Source organism: Streptomyces sp. NPDC045431 (assembly GCF_040646655.1).
Lineage (GTDB): Bacteria > Actinomycetota > Actinomycetes > Streptomycetales > Streptomycetaceae > Streptomyces.
The window spans coordinates 32983-54772 of record NZ_JBEZAQ010000010.1 but is presented as its reverse complement, the minus strand read 5'-3'; the positions used below and the strand labels follow the sequence as shown (position 1 = coordinate 54772).

Here is a 21790-nt window from a genome sequence, read left to right as displayed (position 1 = left end):
CCTTACGCTTGTGTACGTGTGGCGTGGGGCCGGCAGTCTCCGAAGGAGCTCCGGAGGCGGGCCAGCATCGCGTTCAGCTGTCCGACCTCGTCGTCGGACCAGTCCTGGAGGTGGTGGGCGAACAGGTCCGCCGACCGCCGCCCGAGGTCGTCGAGCAGCTCCTTGCCCGGGCCCGTCAGCCGCAGGATGCGGGAGCGCCGGTCGCCCGGGTCGGGCAGCCGCTCGATCCAGCCGCGGTCGGCGACGTGGGCCACATGGCGGCTGGTCACCGACATGTCGACGGCGAGCAGCTCGGCCAGGCGGCTCATCCGCATCTCTCCGTAGCGGTCGAGCAGCGCCAGGACGGCGGCGGAGCCGGCGGGGCACTCGGCGGGCAGGAGCCGCGAGAGTCCGCGCTTGACGGCGCCGATGGCGCTCAGCTGCCGGGCCAGTTCCTCGTACTGACTCCGCTCGGCCATGGGCAGGCACCCCCGAACATCTTGTTGCTTAGGGCAACCATAGAAGATGTTGGTTGCTACAGGCAAACTAAAAAGGGGCGAAGGCGTCTAAAGTCCTGGCAAAAGAGAGCCGTGAGGAGCGGGCGGTGGGCGGACTTCGCGCGGAGTTCGGGTGGAGCGCGGACGGAGGTTGGGGCACGGCACGCCGGTTCGCTAGGGTCCTGCCCCATGGCACACAACCCCCACGCCCCGCAGGGCTCCGACGGCAACTACGACCCCGCGGGCAGCACCCAGATGTTCCGCGCCTTCGTCGACGAGGGCACGCCGCAGCGGCAGCAGCCGGCGGCGACGACCTCGTCCGGCCCCCGGGTCGGCCTGATCGCCGGCGTCGTGGCGGTCGTGGTGATCGTCGCGGCGGTGGCCTGGCTGGCACTGGCCTGATCCCCGTACACGCGCGCATGACGAAGGGGGCTCACCGGTGCGGACCGCACCGGTGAGCCCCCTTCGACGTCGGGAGGGGCGGCGCCTCAGTCGGAGATGAGCCCCTCGCGCAGCTGCGCCAGCGTCCGCGTCAGCAACCGCGAGACGTGCATCTGCGAGATGCCGACCTCCTCGCCGATCTGTGACTGGGTCATGTTGGCGAAGAAGCGCAGCATGATGATCTGCCGCTCGCGGGGCGGGAGTTTGGCGAGGAGCGGCTTGAGCGACTCGCGGTACTCGACGCCCTCCAGGGCGCTGTCCTCGTACCCGAGGCGGTCCGCGAGCGAGCCCTCGCCGCCGTCGTCCTCCGGGGACGGGGAGTCCAGCGAGGAGGCCGTGTAGGCGTTGCCGACCGCGAGACCGTCGACCACGTCCTCCTCGGAGACGCCGAGCACGGCGGCCAGTTCGGGGACGGTCGGCGAGCGGTCGAGCTTCTGCGCCAGCTCGTCGCTCGCCTTCGTCAGCGCCAGGCGCAGCTCCTGGAGCCGGCGCGGCACGCGCACGGACCACGAGGTGTCGCGGAAGAAGCGCTTGATCTCGCCGACGACGGTCGGCATCGCGAAGGTCGGGAACTCCACGCCGCGTTCGCAGTCGAACCGGTCGATCGCCTTGATCAGGCCGATCGTGCCGACCTGGACGATGTCCTCCATCGGCTCGTTGCGGGACCGGAAGCGGGCGGCGGCGTACCGCACGAGCGGCAGGTTCAGCTCGATGAGCGTGTCCCGGACGTACGTGCGCTCGGGGCTGTCCTGGCCGAGGACGGCGAGCCGCTGGAACAGGGAGCGGGACAGCGTGCGGGTGTCGATGGCCTCCGGCGCGCTCGCGGCGTGCGGGACGACGGCGACCTCGGCGACCTCGCCGACCGGCTGCGGGGCGTCCATGGCCGCCATGGCCTCCACGGTGTCCGGGACCTCGGCGATCCCGACCTGTGCCGGTACCGGTACCGACGCGAGCCCGGGCGCGGACATGAGCTCCGGCACGGGCGTGAGCGTGAGCACCTTCGAGCTGCCCTGTTCTGCGGACATGCCACCCCCTTGAGGTCGCGGACGGTCGCGTGGGCCGCGACCATCGGAGGAACGCAGCCTCCACCTGAATACCGGAGCCGAGACTGCGGCAAACGCGGTTCCAGCAGAATGTCACATGTCGGCAACACGCTGTAGTGACTTGTCGACAACATGGGAGCAAATCTGCGCAGGAAACAGGGGGTGTGCGGCTTTTCCACCGCCTGAAGTGGGGCTGAAAGGGTCTACCCGTTCCAGCTACGCCTCGATCCTGTTTGCGGATCTCAATCGGGCGAAGCTCCGTGCGAGGAGCCTTGACACGTGCATCTGCGAGACGCCGAGCTCCTGGCTGATCTGGGACTGCGTCAGATTGCTGTAGTAGCGGAGCATCAGGATCCGCTGCTCGCGCTCGGGCAGCTGTACGAGGAGGTGGCGTACGAGATCGCGGTGCTCGACGCCCGCCAGCGCGGGGTCCTCGTACCCGAGCCGGTCCAGCAGCCCCGGCAGTCCGTCGCCCTCCTGGGCGGCCTCCAGCGAGGTGGCGTGGTAGGAGCGCCCGGCCTCGATGCAGGAGAGGACCTCCTCCTCGGAGATCTTCAGCCGCTCGGCGATCTCGGCGGTCGTCGGGGAGCGCCCGTGAGCGGTCGTCAGGTCCTCGGTCGCGCCGTTCACCTGCACCCACAGCTCGTGCAGCCGGCGCGGCACGTGGACGGTGCGTACGTTGTCGCGGAAGTACCGCTTGATCTCGCCGACGACGGTCGGCATCGCGAACGTCGGGAACTGCACGCCCCGGTCCGGGTCGAAGCGGTCGATCGCGTTGATCAGCCCGATCGTGCCGACCTGGACGACGTCCTCCATCGGCTCGTTGCGGGACCGGAAGCGGGCGGCGGCGTACCGCACCAGAGGGAGGTTCGCCTCGATGAGCGCCCCGCGCACCCGGTTGTGCTCCGGTGTGCCCGGCTCCAGCTCCTTCAGCTGGGCGAAGAGCACCTGGGTGAGTGCGCGGGTGTCGGCGGCCCGCCCCGACGGGCGGGGGCGGGGCTCGGACTCGTTCGACTCGTTCTGGGGCGGCACCTGGTGAGGCGTCGTACTGGCCGGCACGTTCACGCCACCCCTTTGCGATCAAGTACGGTCAACCGATCCGTCAAAAGCGGTCATAGCATCACAAGACATGTCCACTGTGTGCAAGCACCTGATAACGCCGTGTTGTGAGGGCGGCGTGGGGGCATACGGCAAGCCCCGCACCGGAAGTGACCGGTGCGGGGCTCGGAAAGCGCGGTGCCGCGAAGGCGCGGGGCTGCGGCGGACTCAGAACTCGTAGTCGGCGATCACCCAGGTGGCGAACTCACGCCACTGACCGGCGGCCGCCTGGTGGGCCGGGTGCTCGATGTACCGCTTCAGCGCGTCCGTGTCCTCGACCGCCGAGTTGATGGCGTAGTCGTACGCGATCGGCCGGTCGGTGATGTTCCAGGCGCACTCCCAGACCTTCAGCTCGGGGATGAGTCCGCCGAGCTCCTCGAACGCCTTCACGCCCTCGACCACACGCGGTTCGTCGCGCTGCACGCCGTCGTTGAGCTTGAACAGGACCAGGTGGCGGATCACAGCGGACTCCTACTTGATGAGCTCGGTCATGAAGTCGCCGACACCCTGGGCGGCGCTCGAAATGCCTTCGAACCCTACCTTCACGAGTTCGCCGGAGCGCTCGGGGGAGTTGATGATCGAGTACAGGACGAAGACGACGAGGATGTAGAGCGTAACCTTCTTCGCTTGCGCCATCGGCCCGGTGTCCCCCGTCTTCCCCTGTGATCGTCCCGGTGGTCGGGTGAGTCTAACCGAGCGCATGAGGAAGGGCCCCGGCGCGTCCTGCGCACGGGGCCCTTCACAAGAGAGCGGTAGCGGAGGGATTTGAACCCTCGGTGACTTGCGCCACACTCGCTTTCGAGGCGAGCTCCTTCGGCCGCTCGGACACGCTACCGAGAGAGAGCTTAGCCCAAGGGTGCCGGTTCGCTGAAATCGATAGCCGGGACCGTCGTCGGCGGTGCGCCGACGACTCCTCAGCGGTCGCGGAAGAAGCGCGTCAGCAGCGCCGCGCACTCGTCCGCCAGCACCCCGTGGACCACTTCGGGCCGGTGGTTGAGCCGTCGGTCGCGTACGAGGTCCCAGAGCGAGCCGACCGCGCCGGCCTTCTCGTCCAGCGCCCCGAACACCACCCGCTCCACGCGCGACTGCACCAGCGCGCCGGCGCACATCACGCAGGGCTCCAGCGTGACGACGAGCGTGCACCCGGGCAGCCGCCACTCCCCGAGCCGCGCGGCCGCCCGGCGCAGCGCCACCACCTCGGCGTGCGCCGTCGGATCACCGGTCAGCTCACGCTCGTTGTGGCCGGCGGCGAGCTCCGTGCCGTCCGGGGACAGCACGACCGCGCCGACCGGTACATCGCCGGCCAGCGCGGCGCGCTCGGCCTCCTCCAGCGCCCGGCGCATGGCGCTCCGCCAGGGCTCCCGTACGGGATCCGGATCGGGGCCGGGGCCGGAGCCGTGGTCGGGGCCGGAGCCGTGGTCGGGAACGGTCGTCATGGTCAGCGCCGGGTGGTGCGGGGGCCGCACTAGCGGACCGCCTCCAGGACCTCGGCGGCGCCGAGCGCGTCCGCGATGTCGGACAGCGCGTCGGTGCCGAGCTTCAGCAGGTACTTCTCGGACATGCCCAGATCGTCCAGGATCATCAGGTCGCCGAGCGGCTCGGCCGGCACGGTCTCGCCCGCGAGCTCCGTTTCCTCCTCCTCGTCCTCGTCCTCGGCCGGTTCGCCGTCCTCGGTGCCGTCGAGGTCCAGCGCGTCCAGGTCGGGGGTGTCGTCGTCCAGTTCGTCGCCGAGCAGTTCCTTGGTGAGGATCTCCCCGTACGAGGAGCGGGCGGCGGCCGCGCCGTCCGAGACGAAAATGCGAGGGTCGTCCTCACCCTCCACGCGGACGATGCCGAACCATGCGTCCTCCTGCTCGATGAAGACGAGCACTGTGTCGTCGTCCACCGAGGCCTCGCGGGCAAGCTCGGTCAGATCCGACAAGGTCTCCACATCGTCGAGCTCTGTGTCGCTCGCTTCCCACCCGTCTTCGGTGCGCGCGAGCAGTGCGGCGAAGTACACCGTGACTCTCCCACTGATCAGAGGTGTGACGATCGGGCGGCACGCTCCTGAATGCCCCGCCCACTCGGCATCGTGGCAGATACGAGGGCTTCAGGAGAGGTGTTCCGCTCTTGCGTCGTGCACCAGTCTGAGCCCGATCGCCGGTCCGTGTCACCAGGCATCACCAGCGGAAGGTCCGCATCCGCATCGCCTGGCGCATCCTGGCGGCCCTCGCACGGCGCGGCTGGACGCGGTCGCGCAGGGCCTTGGCCTCGTTCAGCTCGCGGAGGAACTGGGCGCGGCGACGGCGTCGCTCGGCGTCGGTCTCGCCCCTCTTCCCGCGCGCGTCGTCGCCGTCGTCCGGGGCGTCGGGCTGTTCCGGTCCTTCCGGCTCTACCGGGTCCGGCATCGCGACCACCACCCCCAGGTGTCTGACGTCCTGACCTCCCCACCTTCCCTCCACGGACGGGGTTGATGCCAGTGCGGGCTACTGTGGAGTCCATGCGGATCCACGTCGTCGACCACCCGCTGGTGGCGCACAAACTCACCACGCTGCGCGACAAGCGCACCGACTCCCCGACCTTCCGGCGGCTCGCCGACGAGCTGGTCACCCTGCTCGCGTACGAGGCCACCCGGGACGTGCGCACGGAGCAGGTCGACATCGAGACCCCGGTGACCCGGACGGCCGGCGTGAAGCTGTCCAGCCCGAAGCCGCTGGTCGTGCCGATCCTCCGGGCCGGTCTGGGCATGCTCGACGGCATGGTGCGGCTGCTGCCCACCGCCGAGGTCGGCTTCCTCGGCATGATCCGCAACGAGGAGACGCTGGAGGCGTCGACGTACGCGACCCGGATGCCGGAGGACCTCTCCGGCCGCCAGGTGTACGTCCTCGACCCGATGCTGGCCACCGGCGGCACGCTGGTCGCCGCGATCCAGGAGCTGATCAAGCGCGGCGCCGACGATGTGACGGCGGTCGTGCTGCTGGCGGCGCCGGAGGGCGTCGAGGTGATGGAGCGCGAGCTGGCGGGCACGCCGGTCACCGTCGTCACCGCCTCGGTCGACGAGCGGCTCAACGAGCACGGCTACATCGTGCCGGGCCTCGGCGACGCCGGTGACCGGATGTACGGCACCGCCGACTGACGACCGCCGACTGACGACCGAGGCCCGGGCTCGTCCCCGGCCCTACGCCGGGCAGCCGGAGGGGGCCGGGGCGGGGCGGGACAGGGCGGTGAGCGCGGCGGTGGCGTCCTGCGGGGGCGTCAGCGCCGTGAACGCCGTACCGATGATCAGGTCGACATCCGCCGTCTGGCGGGTGTCCGTCCGCAGTGCCGCGCCCTTCAGCTGCGTGGCGAGGACCGGGAAGGCGCCCTTGGTGGCGTCCGCGGCGCCCAGCAGGAGGCCCGCGCCCGGCACCTTCTTGTCGTACGCCGTCGGTGCGTTGCCCACCTTGCCGATGGCGAAGCCCCGCTTCTTCAGTTCGTCGGCGGTCGACTTGGCGAGGCCCGCGCGCGGGGTCGCGTTGTAGACGTTCACCGTGATCTGGGCCGGCTGGAGCGGGACCCGCACCACCGCGGCGGGGCTCTTCTGCGGCTTGCAGGCGGCGCCGGCCGCCGTGGTGCGTTTCGTGCCGCCGGCGCCGGGGCCACCGCCACCGAAGACGTCGATGAGCTGGAGCGTTCCCCAGCCGGCCAGGCCGAGGGTGACCACCGCGGCGACCGCCGCGAGCACGATCCGGCGGCGGCGACGGGGGCGGCGCATGTGCGGGTAGGTGTTACCCGTGATGCGGTACTTTCCGCCCATACCCGGGGGAGTGAGCATGCTCATGGGCGCAGCGTAATGCGACCCGGTGACTATGCCTACTAAACGATCAACCGATGCGGCCGGATGGGTGGGAATACCCCCGAAAGACTGAGGGCCCAGGGGGGCGGAAGGCTCAGTCGAGCTCCAGCACGCGCGCGTGCAGGACCTGACGCTGCTGGAGGGCCGCGCGTACGGCGCGGTGCAGTCCGTCCTCGAGGTAGAGGTCGCCCTGCCACTTCACGACGTGCGCGAAGAGGTCGCCGTAGAACGTCGAGTCCTCGGCGAGGAGCGTCTCCAGATCCAGCTGTCCCTTGGTGGTCACCAGCTGGTCGAGGCGGACCGGGCGCGGCGCGACGTCCGCCCACGCGCGGGTGGATTCCCGGCCGTGGTCGGGGTACGGCCGCCCGTTACCGATGCGCTTGAAGATCACACGGAAAGCCTACCGGGCGAGCGGTGCCGGGCGCAGCCACGTGGGGCCGATGTGGTGCCGAAAAAACCGCTGCCGGCACAAACCTGGGCCCCGAGCCCCCGCGCGGACGCGGAGGGCCCGGGGCCCGGTGCGGTGCCTCAGTGTCGTGCTTCGGTGCTGTGCCTCAGGGCGGTGCTTCGGTGTGGTGCCTCAGCCGAAGGGTTACTCCGTCACCTCGTGGTCGTGGTCCTCGTGCAGGCCGCCGCCGCTGCCCGCGTCACCGTCGGTCGGGACGAACTCGACCGGCTTGCGCAGCGAGCTGAGGTCGTGGGCGTACGTACCCACGCTGTGGGCGATGACGTCGATGTTGGCGTCGAACGCCGTCATGTTGACGTTGTCGATGTCGTCGCACGCGGCGTGGTAGCAGGCGTCGTACGCGACCCCCGCCGTGCCGCCGAACTTCTCCGCCTGCTTGGCCGTCTTGGTGCCCTCGGCGCCCGTGAACGTACCGCCGGAGGGGATGCCGATCGCGATGAACGGGCCGTAGTCGGAGCGGCCGGTGAAGTCGGTGCCCTCGTGGGGGAGGCCCTGCTTGTCCATGAACTCGTTGATGTCGCGCTCGATCTGCGCGGAACCGGTCGGGCCGGCGGGCGCGCCGACGCCGTCGGAGTTGTCGCCGTCGTACACGAACAGGCCGTAGTTGGGCGAGGCGATCATGTCGAAGTTCAGGTAGAGCTTGATCTCCTTGCGGTCGAGCTCGCTGAGCTGCTCGACGTAGTGCTCGGAGCCGAGCAGGCCGTTCTCCTCCGCCGACCACCAGGCGAAGCGCACCTTGTTGGTGGTGCGGTCCTTCTCCTTGGACTTGGCGAACTTCAGGGCGACGTCGAGCAGACCGGCGGAGCCGGAGCCGTTGTCGTTGATGCCGGGACCGGCGGTCACCGAGTCGAGGTGGGCGCCGAGCATCACGGTGTTGGCGGCGTTGCCGCGCTGCGTCTCGGCGATGACGTTGTTGGTGGAGCGCGTCTCGCGGAGCTGGCGGATCTCGAAGTTCACCTCTACCGGCCCGGCGGCGGCGTCGGCGGCGAGCTTCTCGCCGTCCGCCTTGGTGATGCCGCCGGTCGGGATCTTGCCGACGGCCGGGTCGCCCAGGGTGCCGGACATGGCGCCCTCGGTGTTGTTGTAGATGATCGCGCCGACCGCGCCCGCCGCGGCGGCCTGGGTCTGCTTGTCGGCGAAGGTGCAGCCGCCGCGCTTGATCAGGGCGATCTTGCCGGTGAAGGTGCCGGTCGCGTAGTCGGTGGGCTCACAGCCGGGCGTCGTGTCGCTCGCCGGGGCCGGGACGGCGGCCACGGCCGCCTTGATGCCGCCGACGGGCGTCGAGGCGGTGTACGTCATCGCCTTGATGTCGACGGTGCGGGGCGAGGGCGAGACGACCGCGAGCTTCTCGGCCTGCGTCTCGGTGTAGACGAAGTCGAACTTCTGGTACTCGACCTGGTATCCGGCCTTCTTCAGCTGCTGGTACACGTACGCCGCGGAGGCGTCGTGCCCGAGCGAGCCGGCGGCGCGGTGGCCCCCGGCCGAGTCGGCTATGCGCTGGAACATCTGCAGGTGCTTGTAGGCGTCCTTGGCGGACGCCTCCCTGACCAGCTTCTTGGACAGCTTGGCGGCGTCCTTGGCGGCGGCGGCGTCGGGCGTGGGGCGGCCGGCGGAAGCGGGGGAGGCGGAGGCCAGCAGGAGCGGGGTCGCGAGTGCGGCTGCGGCCAGGGTGGCCACGGCTCTGCGAGGGGTTGCGTTCACAGAGGTCCTTCCCGGTACGAACGAGGTTGAAGGGAAGCTAGCGATCTCCGCCCTATCTGTGAACAGATGTGCCGCAACTCACTGGTTATTCCGTACGATTCGCTGCGGAACATGTCACTCCGCCTCCGAAGTTCCGGCCGCCTTGGCGGTCTTGGCGGTCTTGGCGGTCTTGGCCGCGCGCTTGGCCTCCTGCTTGTACGCGCGCACCTTGGCGAGCGACTCCGGCCCGGTGATGTCGGCCGCCGAACGGTACGAGCCCTCCTCGCCGTAAGCCCCCGCCGCCTCCCGCCACCCCTCGGGCCGTACGCCGTACTGCTTGCCGAGCAGGGCCAGGAAGATCTGCGCCTTCTGCTTGCCGAAACCGGGCAGTGCGAGGAGCCGGTCGAGCAGTTCCCGGCCGGTGGCGGCGTCCGACCAGACGGCGCTCGCGTCACCGTCGTACTCGTCCACCAGGTACTGGCACAGCTGCTGCACGCGCTTGGCCATCGAGCCGGGGTAGCGGTGCACGGCCGGCTTCGCGGACAGCAGCGCGACGAACTCCTCCGGGTCGTACACGGCGATCTCGTGCGCGTCGAGGTCCTCGGCGCCCAGCCGTCGGGCGATCGTGTACGGGCCGGAGAACGCCCACTCCATGGGCACTTGCTGGTCGAGCAGCATCCCGACGAGCGCGGCGAGGGGGCTGCGGGCCAGCAGTTCGTCGGCCTCCGGCTGCTGGGCGAGGCGGATGGTGATCGTCATGGCCCGATGATCCCGCCCGGGCGTGGCGGCCGCACGGCGGGTGTGGCTTACGGCGTACGGAGTACGGGCGGGGGCCGGTCCCGTCAGGTGCCGTAGTACGCCAGGAACATGTCGACGCCGCTCGTGAGGAGCCGCTCCGTCAGGTCGTCGTCGAGGTCGGCGCCGTACTGGCCGAACACCATGTGCGGGAAGACCAGCAGCGCGTACAGCTGGACCACCGCCGCCTCCAGGTCCGGGACGGCGAGCCGGCCCCGGTCGGCCAGCGTGCGCAGTGCGTCGGCGACGGCGGGGTGGTGGCCGGCCGGGCCGTGGGTGCGCCAGGCCTCGCCGAGCTGCGGGAAGCGGTGGAGCTCGGTGGCGACGAGGGTGCGCAGGGCGGCGACGTCCTGGTTGGCGCGGACGGCGTGGACCCAGGCGCGCGCGGCGTCGAGGAAGGCGGTGCGCAGGTCACCGGCGTCCTCGGTGTCGGCCAGCCGGGCGAGGGCGGCGGAGGAGTCGTCGTCGAGGGTCTCGTCGAGCGCGCCCGCGATGACGGCGGTGAAGAGCGCTTCCTTGCTGCCGAAGTGGTTGTAGACGGTCACCTTGGACACGCCCGCCTCGGCGGCGATGGCGTCCATGCCGACGCCGAAGCCCTCGCGCAGGAAGAGCGCGCGGGCTGCCTCGACGATGGCCTGCCGCTTGCGGGCGGCGCGCGGGCCGGTGGGGGGCTGCTTGGCGTCGGCTGGCATGCGGTGAGGCTAGCACCGGGAAGTGTACGGACGAGTTCAAGTGAACTGTTGAGTTCATGTGAACCGAACCGTACAGTTCACTTCATGACGCATACCTCTTCTCCTTCGCACGCCGACCCGCCGTCGGGCCGGGCCGCCCACGACGTGCTGCACGGGGCGCCGCACGAGGTGCCGGGCGGGGCGCCGCACGGGGCCGCGCACGAGGTGCCGGGCGGGGCGCCGCACCCGCGTCGCTGGGCCGCCCTGGCGCTGATCTGCCTGGCGCAGTTCATGCTGATCCTCGACGTCACCGTCGTGAACGTCGCGCTGCCCGACATGGCCGCCGATCTGAGCCTGGACCGGGCGACCCTGACCTGGGTCGTCACCGCGTACACGCTGTGCTTCGGCGGCCTCATGCTGCTCGGCGGCCGGCTCGCCGACGCCCTCGGCGCCCGCCGCACGCTCCTCGCCGGGCTGGCGCTCTTCACCGCCGCGTCCCTGGCCACCGGGCTCGCGGAGAGCGCCGTGGCGCTGATCGGCGGGCGCGTCGCGCAGGGCGTCGGTGCGGCCGTGCTCTCGCCCGCCGCGCTGGCCCTCGTGACCACCACCTTCCACGGCGCCGAGCGGAACAAGGCGCTCGGCGTGTGGGCGGCGATCGGCGGCACCGGGTCCGCCGCCGGGGTGCTGCTCGGCGGCGCCCTGACGGACGGGCCGGGCTGGCCGTGGGTCTTCTACGTCAACGTCCCGGTCGGCCTGGCCCTGCTGGTGGCGCTGCCCGCCGTCGTACCGCCGCGCCCGTCCCGCCCGTCCCGGTCGTCCCGGGCCGCGCGGGTGGACCTGCCGGGCGCGCTGCTCGTCACCGCCGGTACCGGCGCCCTGATCTACGGCCTGGTCGAGGCCGGCGACTCCGGCTGGGGCGCGGCCGCCACGCTGGTGCCGCTGCTCGGGTCGGTCGCTTTGTACGGGGCGTTCGCCGCCGTCGAGCGGGCCGGCCGGGCGCCGCTGATGGACCTGCGGATGTTCGCGCGGCGGCCGGTGGTCGCGGGGGCGTTCCTGATGCTGGTCGCGACCGCGCTGCTGATCGGTTTCTTCTTCCTCGGCTCGGTCTACCTCCAGCACGTGCGGGGGTTCAGCGCCCTGCGCACCGGGCTCGTCTTCCTGCCGGTCGCCCTCGCCACCGGACTGGGCGCGCACCTCGGGTCGCGGCTGGTGGGGCGGCTCGGCAGCAGGCCGACGGCCGTCGCGGGGCTGCTGATCGCCGCCGCCGGGTGCGTACCGCTGACCTGGCTCGGTGACCGTCCGAGCGTGTACGCGGGGCTGCTGCCGGGGCTGGTCGTCGCGTCGTTCGGCATCGGGGCCGTCTTCGTCACCGCCACGGCCACGGCGCTCGCGCTGACGGGCCACCATGAGGCCGGGCTGGCGTCGGGTGTCGTCAACACCTTCCACGAGGTGGGCGGTTCGGTCGGGGTCGCGGTGCTGTCGACCGTCGCCGCGGCGGGCATCGAGGGCGGCACGGCGGGTGGCTTCGCCACCGCGTTCGCCGTCTGCGCGGCGGTGGGCGCGGTGAGCGCGGTCGTCGCCCTCGTGCTCGTACCCCGGGCGAAGCCGCACATGACGGGCGTGCACGCGCACTGACGGCCGGGAAGGAGGGGCTCAGATGTCGCGGCCGCTCTCCAGGATGGGCCGGATGACGACCGGATAGTCGGGCGAGCCCTCGGGCACGGGGCACTGGGCGATGCGCGCGGCGATCTCGGTGACGCGGTCGAGGCTGTCGCAGTCGAGCACCCAGTAGCCGGCGATCAGCGTCTCGGTCCGGTCGTACGGAGCGTCGCTGACCACCGGCCGCCCGTCTGCGCCCGCCGTGACGAAGCGGGTGCGGGCGGGCTCGGCCAGGCCCTGCCCGTCCAGCATCTCGCCCGAGCGGACGAGGGCCTCGTTGAGCTTCTCCATGAAGGCGAACATCGTCTGGACGTCGTCCTCGGTCCAGGCGGGATACCGCTCGGAGGCATCGCCGTTCATCGCCTCGTAGTCCGCCTGCGAGCCCTGCACCATGACCAGGTACTTCATGTCGTCGCTCCTCGGATGCGGTGCCGCCCCCTCAGGGTCACTCTCACAGGGGATCCCGACTCCGGCCAGCCCGCTTGGTGACATGAGTCACAGAGAAATCACGGAAACGTGGGCAACTGCCCCCGTTGCCCTTCTATGTCTGCCGCCGGGGCCGTGTCCGGCCGGAAATCCCCAGGGAATTGAGCTGTCCGCCCCTTTATCGCGGTCATACGATCACCCCCATCGCCGGCCGCGCTGCGTGAGCTCCACCCCGCCGTGGCCGCTCCCACTCTTTCGGACCCAGAAAAGGGCTCTAGTGAAGATCCGACGCATTCTCGCAACGGCTGTCGCCGCTGCCGTGACGACGCCCGTCGTGATGCTGTCCGTCACCCCCGCGTACGCCGACAGCAAGCCGACGGCGTCGCAGTCCAAGCCTGCCAAGGCCTCCATCGAGGAGCTGGAGAAGGCCGCCGCCGAGGCGCAGAAGGCGTACGACGCCGCTGTCGCCGCGGAGAAAGCCGCCTACGCCGCCGTGGAGGCGGCGCTGTCGGACACCGCTCCGCACGCCGTCGCCGCCCAGGCCGCCGCGAAGGATGCGGAGGCCGCCGCCGCCGCGAAGACCGCCGCCGACCAGGCCCTCACCGACGCCAAGGCCAAGCAGCAGGCGCTGCCCGCCGAGGCCACGGACGAGGAGAAGGCCGCCGCCCAGAAGGCCGTCGACGACGCCGAGTCCGCGGCCAAGGCCGCCGCTGAGGCCAAGACCGCCGCCGACGCCAAGGCCGCGGCTGCCGACGAGGCGGCGGACGACGCCCGTGTCGCCGCGGTCCGCGCCTACGGCCAGGCTCAGAAGGCCACCGCCGACGCCCTGAAGGCGAAGGAGGCCGCCGACAAGGCGCTCGCCGACGCCAAGGCGGAGGAGGGCGACGAGGGCGATGAGGGCGACGAGGGCGACGAGGGCGACGAGGATGACGACGACTCGGGGTACTGCGTCCCCGAGCCGGAACTCACCACCGTGGTGACCGGCCTGCCGTCCAAGGTCGTCGCCGGTACGACGGTGAACTTCACCCTGCGTGTCACCAACGGCACCGACGAGACGATGGACGAGGTGTACCCGTTCGTCGGCGTCCACGCCATGGATACGTCCGGTGAGGAGTCGATCGACGACCTGCTGCGCCTGCAGTGGTCCTCGACCGCCTCCCCCACGTGGCACGACGTCGAGGGCTTCGGCGACATCGACACCATCAGCCCGCTGAAGGCCGGCACCCACGCCGACATCAAGCTGCGCCTGACCGTCGACCCCAAGGCCCCGGCGGGTGAGGGCATCGCCCTGGCGGCGGGTGACTACTACAACGACGACGACACGTGCGGCGGTACCCCGGACCTCGATGAGTACCCCTTCACGATCGCCGCCGCGGGCACCAAGCCGGGCAAGGTCGACGACGCCAAGCCCAGCGGGAACACCCCGCGCACTCCGGCCGCGACGCCGCAGGGCGTGACGTCCACCCAGCCGGTGTCCACCACCACGGGCAGCCTCGCCAAGACGGGCTCCTCCTCGGCCATGCCGCAGATCGCCCTCGCGGGCGGCGTCGCGGTGGCTCTGGGCGCCGGCGCGATGATCGTCGTCCGCCGCCGCAAGGCCGACGCGAACGGCTGAGCCGCGCGCGTACCCAGCTGAACCCCCGGTGGGGGGCCGGACCTCTCCGGCCCCCCACCGGTGTTGTAACCGCCGGTCTTTTGCCGCCGGTCTTTTGCCGCCGGTCTTTTGCCGTCGGGCGCACGTCAGAGGGCCGGACCGCAGGAGCGGTCCGGCCCTCTATGCCGGCGGAGGAAACCGAACGGCTATGCGATGTTGTTGAACTTGGAGCCCTCGCCCGCGTACAGCGACGTCGCCTGACGGCTGAAGACCGCGGTGGTGGAGCCCGTCGAGCGGTAGACGTACGTGCCGCCCGCCCCGTACGCGATCAGGTCCGGGCGCCCGTCGCTGTCGACGTCACCGGCGCCGACGAGCTGGGTGAAGGCACCCCAGCCGCTGCCGACGCGCACGCGGGTGGAGAAGCCGCCGCTGCCGTTGCCCTGGTACAGCCAGAGGACTCCGGCCGTGTCGCGGGCGACCAGGTCACCGGCGGCCGTACCGGCGATGTTCCCGACGGCGGTGAGCTGGTTGTAGACGCCCCAGCCGCCGCCGACGCGCACGCGGGCGGCGAAGGGGGCGGTGGCGGAGCCCGTGCCCTTGTAGAACCACAGCACGCCGGCGGTGTCCGTGGCGAGGAGGTCGGCGCGGCCGTCGCCGTTCAGGTCCGAGCCGCCGGTGAGCTTGTTGTAGACGCCCCAGCCGCCGCCGACGCGGGCGCGGCTCGTGAAGGTGCCGTCGCCCTTGCCGAGGTAGTGCCAGAGCACACCGGAGCCGTCGAGGGCGACCAGGTCGCCGACCTCGTTGCCGGCGATGTTGCCGACGGCCTCGATCTGCTTGTACGTCTGCCAGCCCGCGCCGATCCGCGTGCGCTGGGCGGGCTTGACCTGGCCGTTGACCGGCCGGTCCAGCAGGTCGTCGCGCCACAGCACGCCGGCGGAGTCCCGGGCGAGGACGTCCGTGGAGCCGTTGTTGGTGTAGTCGTGGGGGTTGGCCGTCCGGGCGACCGCCATGAGGAAGCCCTCGTAGGCGGACTCCCCGACGCCGTCGAGCGGCGTCGCCTCGGCCTCCACCGCGTACGTGCCGTTCGGCGCGTCCACTCCGCCGATGATGCCGTCCCAGGTGTAGCTGAAGAGGGTGCCGGTGGCCGGGGCGTTCACACGCTGCCGGAACTCCTTGCCCGTGACGGTGTGCGTGAGCGTGACGTCCAGGTAGGCGTCGCGGCGCGACAGCGTCCAGGCCAGCGTCACCTTTCCGCCGGTCTTGTCGAGGTACGCCACCTCGGGGATGTGGATCTGCTCGATCTTCACACCGGCGGCGACGGGGGTGCCGGTCGTCGCCACCTTGGTGACCGTCGGGGCGCCGTCCGCTCCGGCCGCGATCCGGAACAGCCCTTCGCCGTCGGCGGCTCGCCCGCCGTGCACCACGGCGCTGCCGTCGCCCGTGGTCATCGACGCGGAGCCGGAGTCCAGCAGGTCGCGGGTCTCGCCGGTGCTCAGGGAGACGGCCTTGACCGGCGTCGTGGGGTTGCCGTAGACGAGCCAGTCGCCCACGAGCGAGGTGTACCACTCGGCGGTGTGGGCGCCCAGGACGGTCCGCTTCACCTCGCCCGTCGTGCGGTCGACGGACCGGATGAGCCCGCCGGTGCCGGCCTCGTACTCGTACCAGGTCACGTGCGAAGCGGAGAACTCCAGGCCGCCGTAGCCGATCCCGGACTCCGCAGCCGCGTAGGTCGCGGTCACCGTCCCGGCGGCCACGTCGACCATGGCCCGTCCGCCGGTCCGCGCGTCCGCCGGACCCGTCTCGTACCCGACCAGGACGGAACCGTCCCGGACCCTCGAACCGAAGAAGTCGGTGGCGTCCGCGGGCAGCCCGGCCACCTTGCGGGTGGTCGTCGAGGCGCCGTCCTTGGTCACGACGTGCAGCTCCGCCGTGCCGTCGTCCTTCGTCAGCTGCGCGAGGACGCTCGTCGGGCTCAGCACGGCCACGTAGTTGCCGTTCAGCGCGCCGAGGTCGATGCCGACGCCCGGGGCGGAGGGGGTGGCCATGTCGCGCAGGGTGAGCGTACGCATCCGGGCGGACCAGCTGGCGTCACCGAGGACGACCACGTCGTCGGCGCCGATGGTCCAACCGCCGCCCTCGGGCTCCTGCAGCGGGGTCGGGGCACCGCCGTCGAACGGCGTCCAGAGCAGCTCACGGTCGCCGTCCTGCGCGAACGAGTAGGTGAGGAAACCGGAGGTGCCCACACCTCCGAGGTCGGTGCCCTCCGGGTAGACGGGAAGGGCGTCGGCCGCCTCGGCCGACCCGGAGCCGGAGAAGGCGCCGGGGACGGAGCCCGGAGCGGCGGCGAAGGCGACCGGGGCGGTGGCCAGCGTGCCGGCGCCGAGGGCCGTGACGGCGAGGACGGCCGTGACGGCCGCGGCGAGACGGGCGCCGGTGGAGCGGACCTGCAAGGTGAACCCCCATGAGAAGGCTGGAAACGGAACTGCCGTGCATGATCAGACACAGGAGGGGGTCGAGTGGTTGTACGAGAACCGAGGCGGAAACCGAGAAGGAAACCGAGACCGGGACGGACAACGTCGAAGGGCCCCACCGCAAGCGGTGGGGCCCTTCGACATCGTGCCTGGTGAGGCATCAGCGGAAGTGGTGGCGGCCGGGAAGCCTTCAGAAGGGGGGAGCGGTGTCGCAGCCGTCCTGCGACTTGACATCCCAAGGCTGAGGCTGGGGTTCGGCGTCACAGAAGGCGTATCGCTCCTGCAGGACCTCCAACCCGGCGGTGTCATGGCCCCAGCTTGTCAGCGCATCGATCGCCCTCTCCTGGTACCGCCATGCCTCACTCGTAGCCAAGACGTCGCGCAGCATGGGGGCCAGGGCGTCTCGCAGGTGAAGGAGAAGAGGGTCGTCGAGCAGCGGGATACAGGCGGAGATGGCCGCTGCGCGTACGTCAGTGTCGGGATCATCGAGGAACGCGGAGACGGCGTGGAAGAGCTGCGGCCGAATCCGGCAGATCGCGACGAACGGCGGATACTCCTCGGGCGGGAACCCGAAACGCCGACTGGTGGCCGCGGCCTCGTCGTCTGCTGCATCGGCGACGGAGTCAAGCCACCCCAGCAACTCGGCGCGCAGCGGTCCAGAGAAGCCGTTGGGCCCCTTCTCGACGGCTTCGAGGGTTCGGGCATCGCCGAGGATGCCCGCCACGTACAGGGCAGCCGGCGCCGTGGCGGTGTACAGGGTGTTCTGGTGGTGCACCACATGATGCAGACGGCTCAATGACTCCGACCTCACGCGCAGATCGGTGTCCATGAGACCTCGCAGCATCTGCGGTACGTCCTGAGCCGTTCCGTAGGCATGCTCCAGAGTGCTCCACGCTGTTCTGGACAGCACCTCTGCGGGGTCTATCGGCTCGACTGTCTCCTGGGGGAGGGGCACGCCACGAGTATGGCGCAGGGCCGACGAGTACGAGTCGCCGGCCCTGCGCCTTCTGTTCCGTAGATCTAGCGCGATCGGTCAGTGGGGGCCATACCGGCCGCACCGGGACGGACAACGTCGAAGGGCCCCACCGCAAGCGGTGGAGCCCTTCGACATCGTGCCCGGTGAGGCACTGGCGGAGGATACGAGATTCGAACTCGTGAGGGGTTGCCCCCAACACGCTTTCCAAGCGTGCGCCCTAGGCCTCTAGGCGAATCCTCCGCCGCAAACAATACAAGACGTTGAGGAGTGCTCGCGAACCCGATCCCGGAACCCTCGCGCGGCCCGCCCGGAGGCACCCCGGGGGTGGCCCGCAGGCCCGTGGGATCGGGTAGGCTGGGCGCAGCCCCTCACGTGGCGCTATCTGACTGAACTCCCCCAGGGCCGGAAGGCAGCAAGGGTAGGTCGGCTCTGGCGGGTGCGTGGGGGGCGCTTGCGTGTGCGGGTCCCGGCCTTGTCCCGGGCTTCGCGGGGCGGGCCGGTTGTCGGTGGGGCCCGATATCGTCGTAAGGGTGTCGTCCCTTGCGCTGTACCGCCGCTATCGTCCCGAGACCTTCGCCGAGGTCATCGGGCAGGAGCATGTCACCGACCCGCTGCAGCAGGCCCTGCGGAACAACCGGGTCAACCACGCGTACCTGTTCAGCGGGCCGCGGGGATGTGGCAAGACGACCAGTGCGCGCATCCTCGCCCGCTGCCTGAACTGCGAGCAGGGGCCCACGCCCACGCCCTGCGGGGAGTGCCAGTCCTGCCGGGACCTCGCGCGGAACGGGCCGGGGTCGATCGACGTCATCGAGATCGACGCCGCCTCGCACGGTGGCGTGGACGACGCCCGTGACCTGCGGGAAAAGGCCTTCTTCGGGCCGGCGAGCAGCCGGTACAAGATCTACATCATCGACGAGGCCCACATGGTCACCCCGGCGGGCTTCAACGCCCTGCTGAAGGTGGTCGAGGAGCCTCCGGAGCACCTCAAGTTCATCTTCGCGACGACCGAGCCCGAGAAGGTCATCGGGACGATCCGTTCGCGGACGCACCACTACCCGTTCCGGCTCGTACCGCCCGGGACCCTGCGGGACTACCTCGCCGAGGTGTGCGGCAAGGAGCAGATCCCCGTCGACGACGGCGTCCTGCCGCTGGTCGTACGGGCGGGGGCCGGGTCCGTACGTGACTCGATGTCCGTCATGGACCAGCTGCTGGCCGGTGCCACGGAGGAGGGTGTGACCTATGCCATGGCGACGGCCCTCCTCGGTTACACCGACGCCTCGCTCCTCGACGCGGTCGTGGACGCCTTTGCGTCCGGGGACGGCGCCGCGGCGTTCGAGATCGTGGACCGGGTCATCGAGGGCGGCAACGACCCGCGGCGGTTCGTCGCCGATCTGCTGGAGCGTCTGCGCGACCTGGTGATCCTGGCCGCCGTGCCGGATGCCGCGGAGAAGGGGCTCATCGACGGGCCGGCCGATGTGGTCGAGCGCATGCAGGCGCAGGCCTCCGTGTTCGGGGCCGCCGAGCTCAGCCGCGCGGCGGACATCGTCAACACCGGGCTGACCGAGATGCGCGGCGCCACCTCGCCGCGGCTGCAGCTGGAGCTGATCTGCGCGCGGGTGCTGCTGCCGGCCGCGTTCAGCGACGAGCGCTCGATGATGGCCCGGCTCGACCGGCTCGAGCGGGGCTCCGTCGTGCCCCCCACCGCCTTCCAGCCGAGCGGACCCGGGCCCGCCATGGGGTACGTGCCCGGCCCCGAGGCCCATGCCCAGGCCGCCCCGGTGATCCCGGCCGCTCCGCTCGCCCCGGTGCCCCCGGGTGGCGGGCCCGCCGCCGCGCGCGCGGCGGTGCGCGGGGACGCGCCCGCCGCTCCTCCCGCCCCTGTGGCGGCGGAGGCCGCGCCCGCCCCCGCGCCCACGCCTGCCCCCGCCCCGCAGCCCCCCGCCGAGGCCCGTCCCGGTGCCTGGCCCTCCGCCGCGGCCCCCGGCTCCCGGGAGTCCGGCTCGCGGCCCGGCGCCTGGCCGACCGCCTCCGCGCCCGGTTCGCAGGGCGAGGCCCGGCGCCCCGGCGGCTGGCCCACGGCTCAGGCGGCCTCGCCGCAGCCCGAGGCCGCCGCCCCGGCGGCTCCGGCCCCCGCGCCCGCCCCGGCCCCCGCACCCGCGGCCGCGCCCGGAGGCTCGGCCCAGGGCGCCGCCCAGGTGCGGAACATGTGGCCCGACATCCTGGAGGCGGTCAAGAACCGCCGCCGCTTCACCTGGATCCTCCTGAGCCAGAACGCCCAGGTCGCCGGGTTCGACGGCACCACCCTCCAGCTCGGCTTCCTCAACGCCGGCGCCCGGGACAACTTCGCGAGCAGCGGCAGCGAGGACGTGCTCAAGCAGGCGCTCGCCGAGCAGTTCCACGTCCAGTGGAAGATCGAGGCGATCATCGACCCGTCGGGCGGCGCCGCGCCCCCGCCGGCGTACGGCGGTGGCAGCGGCACGGGCGGTGGCGGCGTAGGCGGAGGCGGCGGCTACGGCAGCCGCCCGCCCCAGGCGCCCGGCCCCGCCGCGCCCGCCCCGCAGGCGCCCGCCCCCCGCCCCGCACAGCAGTCGTCGCAGGGGCCGGCCGCCTCGGCTTCCCGGTCGCAGACGCCCTCGGCCCAGCCCCAGCGGGCCGCCGAGTCCCCGTCCGCGCCGCGGCAGGTCGCGCCCGAGGACGACATGCCGGAGGACGACGATCCCGACCTCGTCGACTCGGCCCTCTCCGGCCACGAGCTGATCGTCCGCGAACTCGGCGCCACCGTGGTGGAGGAATATACGAACGAGTAGGAGGGGTGGCCTCGGCATCCCGCACAAGGGGCACCCGCCCCCGCGGGCTACCCTGGCTGGCGTGAAGGTCCTCGTCATCGGCGGCGGCGCCCGCGAACACGCCCTGTGCCGCTCCCTCTCCCTCGATCCCGACGTCACCGCTCTGCACTGCGCGCCCGGCAACGCCGGAATCGCGGAGGTCGCCGAGCTCCATCAGGTGGACGCCCTCGACGGCGCCGCCGTGGCCCGCCTCGCCACCGGCCTGGAGGCCGACCTGGTCGTCGTCGGCCCGGAGGCGCCGCTCGTCGCCGGTGTCGCCGACGCCGTACGGGCGGCCGGCATCCCCTGCTTCGGCCCCTCCAAGGAGGCCGCCCGGCTGGAGGGCTCCAAGGCGTTCGCCAAGGACGTGATGGCCGCCGCCGGTGTGCCCACGGCCCGTTCGTACGTCTGCACCACGCCCGACGAGATCGACGCGGCGCTCGACGCCTTCGGCGCTCCGTACGTCGTCAAGGACGACGGCCTCGCGGCCGGCAAGGGCGTCGTCGTCACGACCGACATCGAGCAGGCCCGCGCGCACGCGCTCTCCTGCGACCGCGTCGTCATCGAGGAGTACCTCGACGGCCCCGAGGTCTCCCTCTTCGCGATCACCGACGGCCGCACCGTCCTGCCGCTCACCCCCGCGCAGGACTTCAAGCGCGCCCTCGACGGCGACGAGGGCCCTAACACCGGCGGCATGGGCGCGTACTCGCCGCTGCCCTGGGCCGACCCCAAGCTGGTCGACGACGTCATGGCGACCGTCCTCCAGCCCACCGTCGACGAGCTGCGCCGCCGCGGCACGCCCTTCACCGGGCTGCTGTACGCGGGCCTCGCCATGACCTCGCGCGGCGTCCGGGTCATCGAGTTCAACGCCCGCTTCGGCGACCCCGAGACGCAGGTCGTGCTGGCCCGCCTCAAGACGCCGCTGGCGGGCGTCCTGCTGAACGCCGCCCAGGGCACCCTCGACGCCGAGCCGCCGCTGAACTGGCGCGACGACGCGGCCGTCACCGTGGTCGTCGCCGCGCACAACTACCCGGGCACGCCGCGTACCGGCGACGTGATCGAGGGCCTGGACGAGGTCGCGGCCGAGGACGCGCCGCACGCGTACGTCCTGCACGCCGGGACCAAGCGGGACGGGGACGCCGTCGTGAGCGCCGGTGGCCGCGTGCTGTCGGTCACCGCGACCGGCAAGGACCTCGCGCAGGCGCGCGAGCGGGCGTACGCGGCGGTCGGGCGCATCCGTCTGGAGGGCTCGCAGCACCGTACGGACATCGCACGCAAGGCCGCCGAGGGCGCGGCCGGAGAGTAACCGGGCAGTGAACCCCGTGACGGCCTGAACCGTCCACACCTTTGCCCAA

At 71.7% G+C, this 21790-nt stretch carries 22 protein-coding genes, 2 tRNA genes and 1 other RNA gene; 7 read left to right on the top strand and 18 right to left on the bottom strand.

What is annotated here, in order from left to right:
• Window positions 1–2 precede the first annotated feature (2 nt).
• A complete protein-coding gene (locus AB0A69_RS21145; protein WP_361423938.1) occupies window positions 3–458 on the bottom strand; it encodes a MarR family transcriptional regulator in 456 nt (151 codons plus the stop codon).
• Between the two features lie 207 nt (window positions 459–665).
• Between AB0A69_RS21145 and AB0A69_RS21140 the strand changes: the two genes are divergently transcribed.
• Window positions 666–878, top strand: coding sequence for a hypothetical protein (locus AB0A69_RS21140; RefSeq protein ID WP_361423935.1), 213 nt, complete (start codon window positions 666–668; stop codon window positions 876–878).
• A gap of 86 nt (window positions 879–964) precedes the next feature.
• On the opposite strand, the gene AB0A69_RS21135 is transcribed toward AB0A69_RS21140, so the two are convergent.
• The 8 genes from AB0A69_RS21135 to AB0A69_RS21100 all read right to left on the bottom strand — a co-directional run bounded on the left by AB0A69_RS21135 (window position 965) and on the right by AB0A69_RS21100 (window position 5445).
• Entirely contained in the window at window positions 965–1942 is a 978-nt protein-coding gene (locus AB0A69_RS21135; RefSeq protein WP_361423932.1) for an RNA polymerase sigma factor SigF, read from the bottom strand.
• A 234-nt stretch (window positions 1943–2176) separates the two neighbouring features.
• Entirely contained in the window at window positions 2177–2992 is an 816-nt protein-coding gene (locus tag AB0A69_RS21130) for an RNA polymerase sigma factor SigF (RefSeq protein WP_361424326.1), read from the bottom strand.
• A gap of 234 nt (window positions 2993–3226) precedes the next feature.
• Window positions 3227–3520 carry a Dabb family protein gene (locus AB0A69_RS21125; RefSeq protein ID WP_361423929.1) on the bottom strand — a complete coding sequence of 98 codons (294 nt, stop codon included), beginning with the start codon at window positions 3518–3520 and terminating at the stop codon, window positions 3227–3229.
• A gap of 9 nt (window positions 3521–3529) precedes the next feature.
• Window positions 3530–3694, bottom strand: coding sequence for a hypothetical protein (locus AB0A69_RS21120; RefSeq protein ID WP_356644878.1), 165 nt, complete (start codon window positions 3692–3694; stop codon window positions 3530–3532).
• Between the two features lie 114 nt (window positions 3695–3808).
• Window positions 3809–3893 (bottom strand) — tRNA-Ser (locus AB0A69_RS21115).
• A gap of 79 nt (window positions 3894–3972) precedes the next feature.
• Window positions 3973–4494 carry a tRNA adenosine(34) deaminase TadA gene (tadA, locus tag AB0A69_RS21110; protein ID WP_361423926.1) on the bottom strand — a complete coding sequence of 174 codons (522 nt, stop codon included), beginning with the start codon at window positions 4492–4494 and terminating at the stop codon, window positions 3973–3975.
• A gap of 29 nt (window positions 4495–4523) precedes the next feature.
• Window positions 4524–5057, bottom strand: coding sequence for a hypothetical protein (locus AB0A69_RS21105; protein ID WP_361423923.1), 534 nt, complete (start codon window positions 5055–5057; stop codon window positions 4524–4526).
• A gap of 160 nt (window positions 5058–5217) precedes the next feature.
• Window positions 5218–5445, bottom strand: a complete 228-nt coding sequence (locus AB0A69_RS21100) for a hypothetical protein (protein WP_361423920.1) — start codon at window positions 5443–5445, stop codon at window positions 5218–5220.
• Between the two features lie 92 nt (window positions 5446–5537).
• Here AB0A69_RS21100 and upp point away from each other — a divergent pair, with 92 nt between their 5' ends.
• Window positions 5538–6173: a uracil phosphoribosyltransferase gene (gene upp, locus AB0A69_RS21095; RefSeq protein WP_361423917.1), complete on the top strand. Its 636-nt coding sequence runs from the start codon at window positions 5538–5540 to the stop codon at window positions 6171–6173.
• A 42-nt stretch (window positions 6174–6215) separates the two neighbouring features.
• On the opposite strand, the gene AB0A69_RS21090 is transcribed toward upp, so the two are convergent.
• From AB0A69_RS21090 to AB0A69_RS21070, 5 genes are all read right to left on the bottom strand, one after another.
• Complete coding sequence (locus AB0A69_RS21090) at window positions 6216–6857, bottom strand: LytR C-terminal domain-containing protein (protein WP_361423914.1); 642 nt, start codon at window positions 6855–6857, stop codon at window positions 6216–6218.
• A gap of 109 nt (window positions 6858–6966) precedes the next feature.
• Window positions 6967–7263 (bottom strand): type II toxin-antitoxin system VapB family antitoxin, encoded by a 297-nt coding sequence (locus AB0A69_RS21085; RefSeq protein ID WP_289921192.1) that lies wholly within the window; start codon window positions 7261–7263, stop codon window positions 6967–6969.
• Between the two features lie 201 nt (window positions 7264–7464).
• Window positions 7465–9015 (bottom strand): M28 family metallopeptidase, encoded by a 1551-nt coding sequence (locus AB0A69_RS21080; protein WP_361424323.1) that lies wholly within the window; start codon window positions 9013–9015, stop codon window positions 7465–7467.
• Window positions 9016–9153: 138 nt separating this feature from the next.
• Entirely contained in the window at window positions 9154–9777 is a 624-nt protein-coding gene (locus AB0A69_RS21075; RefSeq protein WP_361423911.1) for an HhH-GPD-type base excision DNA repair protein, read from the bottom strand.
• 83 nt (window positions 9778–9860) lie between these two features.
• Window positions 9861–10505 carry a TetR/AcrR family transcriptional regulator gene (locus AB0A69_RS21070; protein ID WP_361423908.1) on the bottom strand — a complete coding sequence of 215 codons (645 nt, stop codon included), beginning with the start codon at window positions 10503–10505 and terminating at the stop codon, window positions 9861–9863.
• Window positions 10506–10589: 84 nt separating this feature from the next.
• Between AB0A69_RS21070 and AB0A69_RS21065 the strand changes: the two genes are divergently transcribed.
• Complete coding sequence (locus AB0A69_RS21065; RefSeq protein ID WP_361423905.1) at window positions 10590–12119, top strand: MFS transporter; 1530 nt, start codon at window positions 10590–10592, stop codon at window positions 12117–12119.
• 18 nt (window positions 12120–12137) lie between these two features.
• Here AB0A69_RS21065 and AB0A69_RS21060 read toward each other — a convergent pair whose 3' ends face one another.
• On the bottom strand, window positions 12138–12551 hold the full coding sequence (locus AB0A69_RS21060; protein ID WP_361423902.1) for a YciI family protein: 414 nt from the start codon (window positions 12549–12551) through the stop codon (window positions 12138–12140).
• Between the two features lie 295 nt (window positions 12552–12846).
• Between AB0A69_RS21060 and AB0A69_RS21055 the strand changes: the two genes are divergently transcribed.
• Window positions 12847–14184 (top strand): LPXTG cell wall anchor domain-containing protein, encoded by a 1338-nt coding sequence (locus AB0A69_RS21055; protein ID WP_361423899.1) that lies wholly within the window; start codon window positions 12847–12849, stop codon window positions 14182–14184.
• A gap of 185 nt (window positions 14185–14369) precedes the next feature.
• Here the strand turns inward: AB0A69_RS21055 and AB0A69_RS21050 are convergent, their stop codons facing one another.
• The 3 genes from AB0A69_RS21050 to AB0A69_RS21040 form a co-directional block, all read right to left on the bottom strand.
• A complete protein-coding gene (locus tag AB0A69_RS21050) occupies window positions 14370–16613 on the bottom strand; it encodes a VCBS repeat-containing protein (protein ID WP_361423896.1) in 2244 nt (747 codons plus the stop codon).
• Between the two features lie 211 nt (window positions 16614–16824).
• On the bottom strand, window positions 16825–17463 hold the full coding sequence (locus tag AB0A69_RS21045) for a hypothetical protein (RefSeq protein WP_361423893.1): 639 nt from the start codon (window positions 17461–17463) through the stop codon (window positions 16825–16827).
• A 299-nt stretch (window positions 17464–17762) separates the two neighbouring features.
• Window positions 17763–17850: transfer RNA gene (locus AB0A69_RS21040), tRNA-Ser, on the bottom strand.
• Between the two features lie 119 nt (window positions 17851–17969).
• Here AB0A69_RS21040 and ffs point away from each other — a divergent pair.
• From ffs to purD, 3 genes are all read left to right on the top strand, one after another.
• Window positions 17970–18068, top strand: an RNA gene (gene ffs / locus AB0A69_RS21035) — signal recognition particle sRNA small type.
• Between the two features lie 72 nt (window positions 18069–18140).
• Entirely contained in the window at window positions 18141–20417 is a 2277-nt protein-coding gene (locus AB0A69_RS21030) for a DNA polymerase III subunit gamma and tau (RefSeq protein ID WP_361423890.1), read from the top strand.
• 61 nt (window positions 20418–20478) lie between these two features.
• Window positions 20479–21741, top strand: coding sequence for a phosphoribosylamine--glycine ligase (purD, locus tag AB0A69_RS21025; protein ID WP_361423887.1), 1263 nt, complete (start codon window positions 20479–20481; stop codon window positions 21739–21741).
• Window positions 21742–21790 lie beyond the last annotated feature (49 nt).

What these genes read in the sequence shown, in the direction of transcription:
- AB0A69_RS21045 (WP_361423893.1), bottom strand. Translation starts at nt 17,463, where the DNA reads ATGGACACCGATCTGCGCGTGAGGTCGGAGTCATTGAGCCGTCTGCAT.
- AB0A69_RS21120 (WP_356644878.1), bottom strand. Translation starts at nt 3,694, where the DNA reads ATGGCGCAAGCGAAGAAGGTTACGCTCTACATCCTCGTCGTCTTCGTC.
- AB0A69_RS21140 (WP_361423935.1), top strand. Translation starts at nt 666, where the DNA reads ATGGCACACAACCCCCACGCCCCGCAGGGCTCCGACGGCAACTACGAC.
- AB0A69_RS21090 (WP_361423914.1), bottom strand. Translation starts at nt 6,857, where the DNA reads ATGAGCATGCTCACTCCCCCGGGTATGGGCGGAAAGTACCGCATCACG.
- tadA (WP_361423926.1), bottom strand. Translation starts at nt 4,494, where the DNA reads ATGACGACCGTTCCCGACCACGGCTCCGGCCCCGACCACGGCTCCGGC.
- AB0A69_RS21135 (WP_361423932.1), bottom strand. Translation starts at nt 1,942, where the DNA reads ATGTCCGCAGAACAGGGCAGCTCGAAGGTGCTCACGCTCACGCCCGTG.
- AB0A69_RS21145 (WP_361423938.1), bottom strand. Translation starts at nt 458, where the DNA reads ATGGCCGAGCGGAGTCAGTACGAGGAACTGGCCCGGCAGCTGAGCGCC.
- AB0A69_RS21065 (WP_361423905.1), top strand. Translation starts at nt 10,590, where the DNA reads ATGACGCATACCTCTTCTCCTTCGCACGCCGACCCGCCGTCGGGCCGG.
- AB0A69_RS21060 (WP_361423902.1), bottom strand. Translation starts at nt 12,551, where the DNA reads ATGAAGTACCTGGTCATGGTGCAGGGCTCGCAGGCGGACTACGAGGCG.
- AB0A69_RS21070 (WP_361423908.1), bottom strand. Translation starts at nt 10,505, where the DNA reads ATGCCAGCCGACGCCAAGCAGCCCCCCACCGGCCCGCGCGCCGCCCGC.
- AB0A69_RS21075 (WP_361423911.1), bottom strand. Translation starts at nt 9,777, where the DNA reads ATGACGATCACCATCCGCCTCGCCCAGCAGCCGGAGGCCGACGAACTG.
- AB0A69_RS21100 (WP_361423920.1), bottom strand. Translation starts at nt 5,445, where the DNA reads ATGCCGGACCCGGTAGAGCCGGAAGGACCGGAACAGCCCGACGCCCCG.
- upp (WP_361423917.1), top strand. Translation starts at nt 5,538, where the DNA reads ATGCGGATCCACGTCGTCGACCACCCGCTGGTGGCGCACAAACTCACC.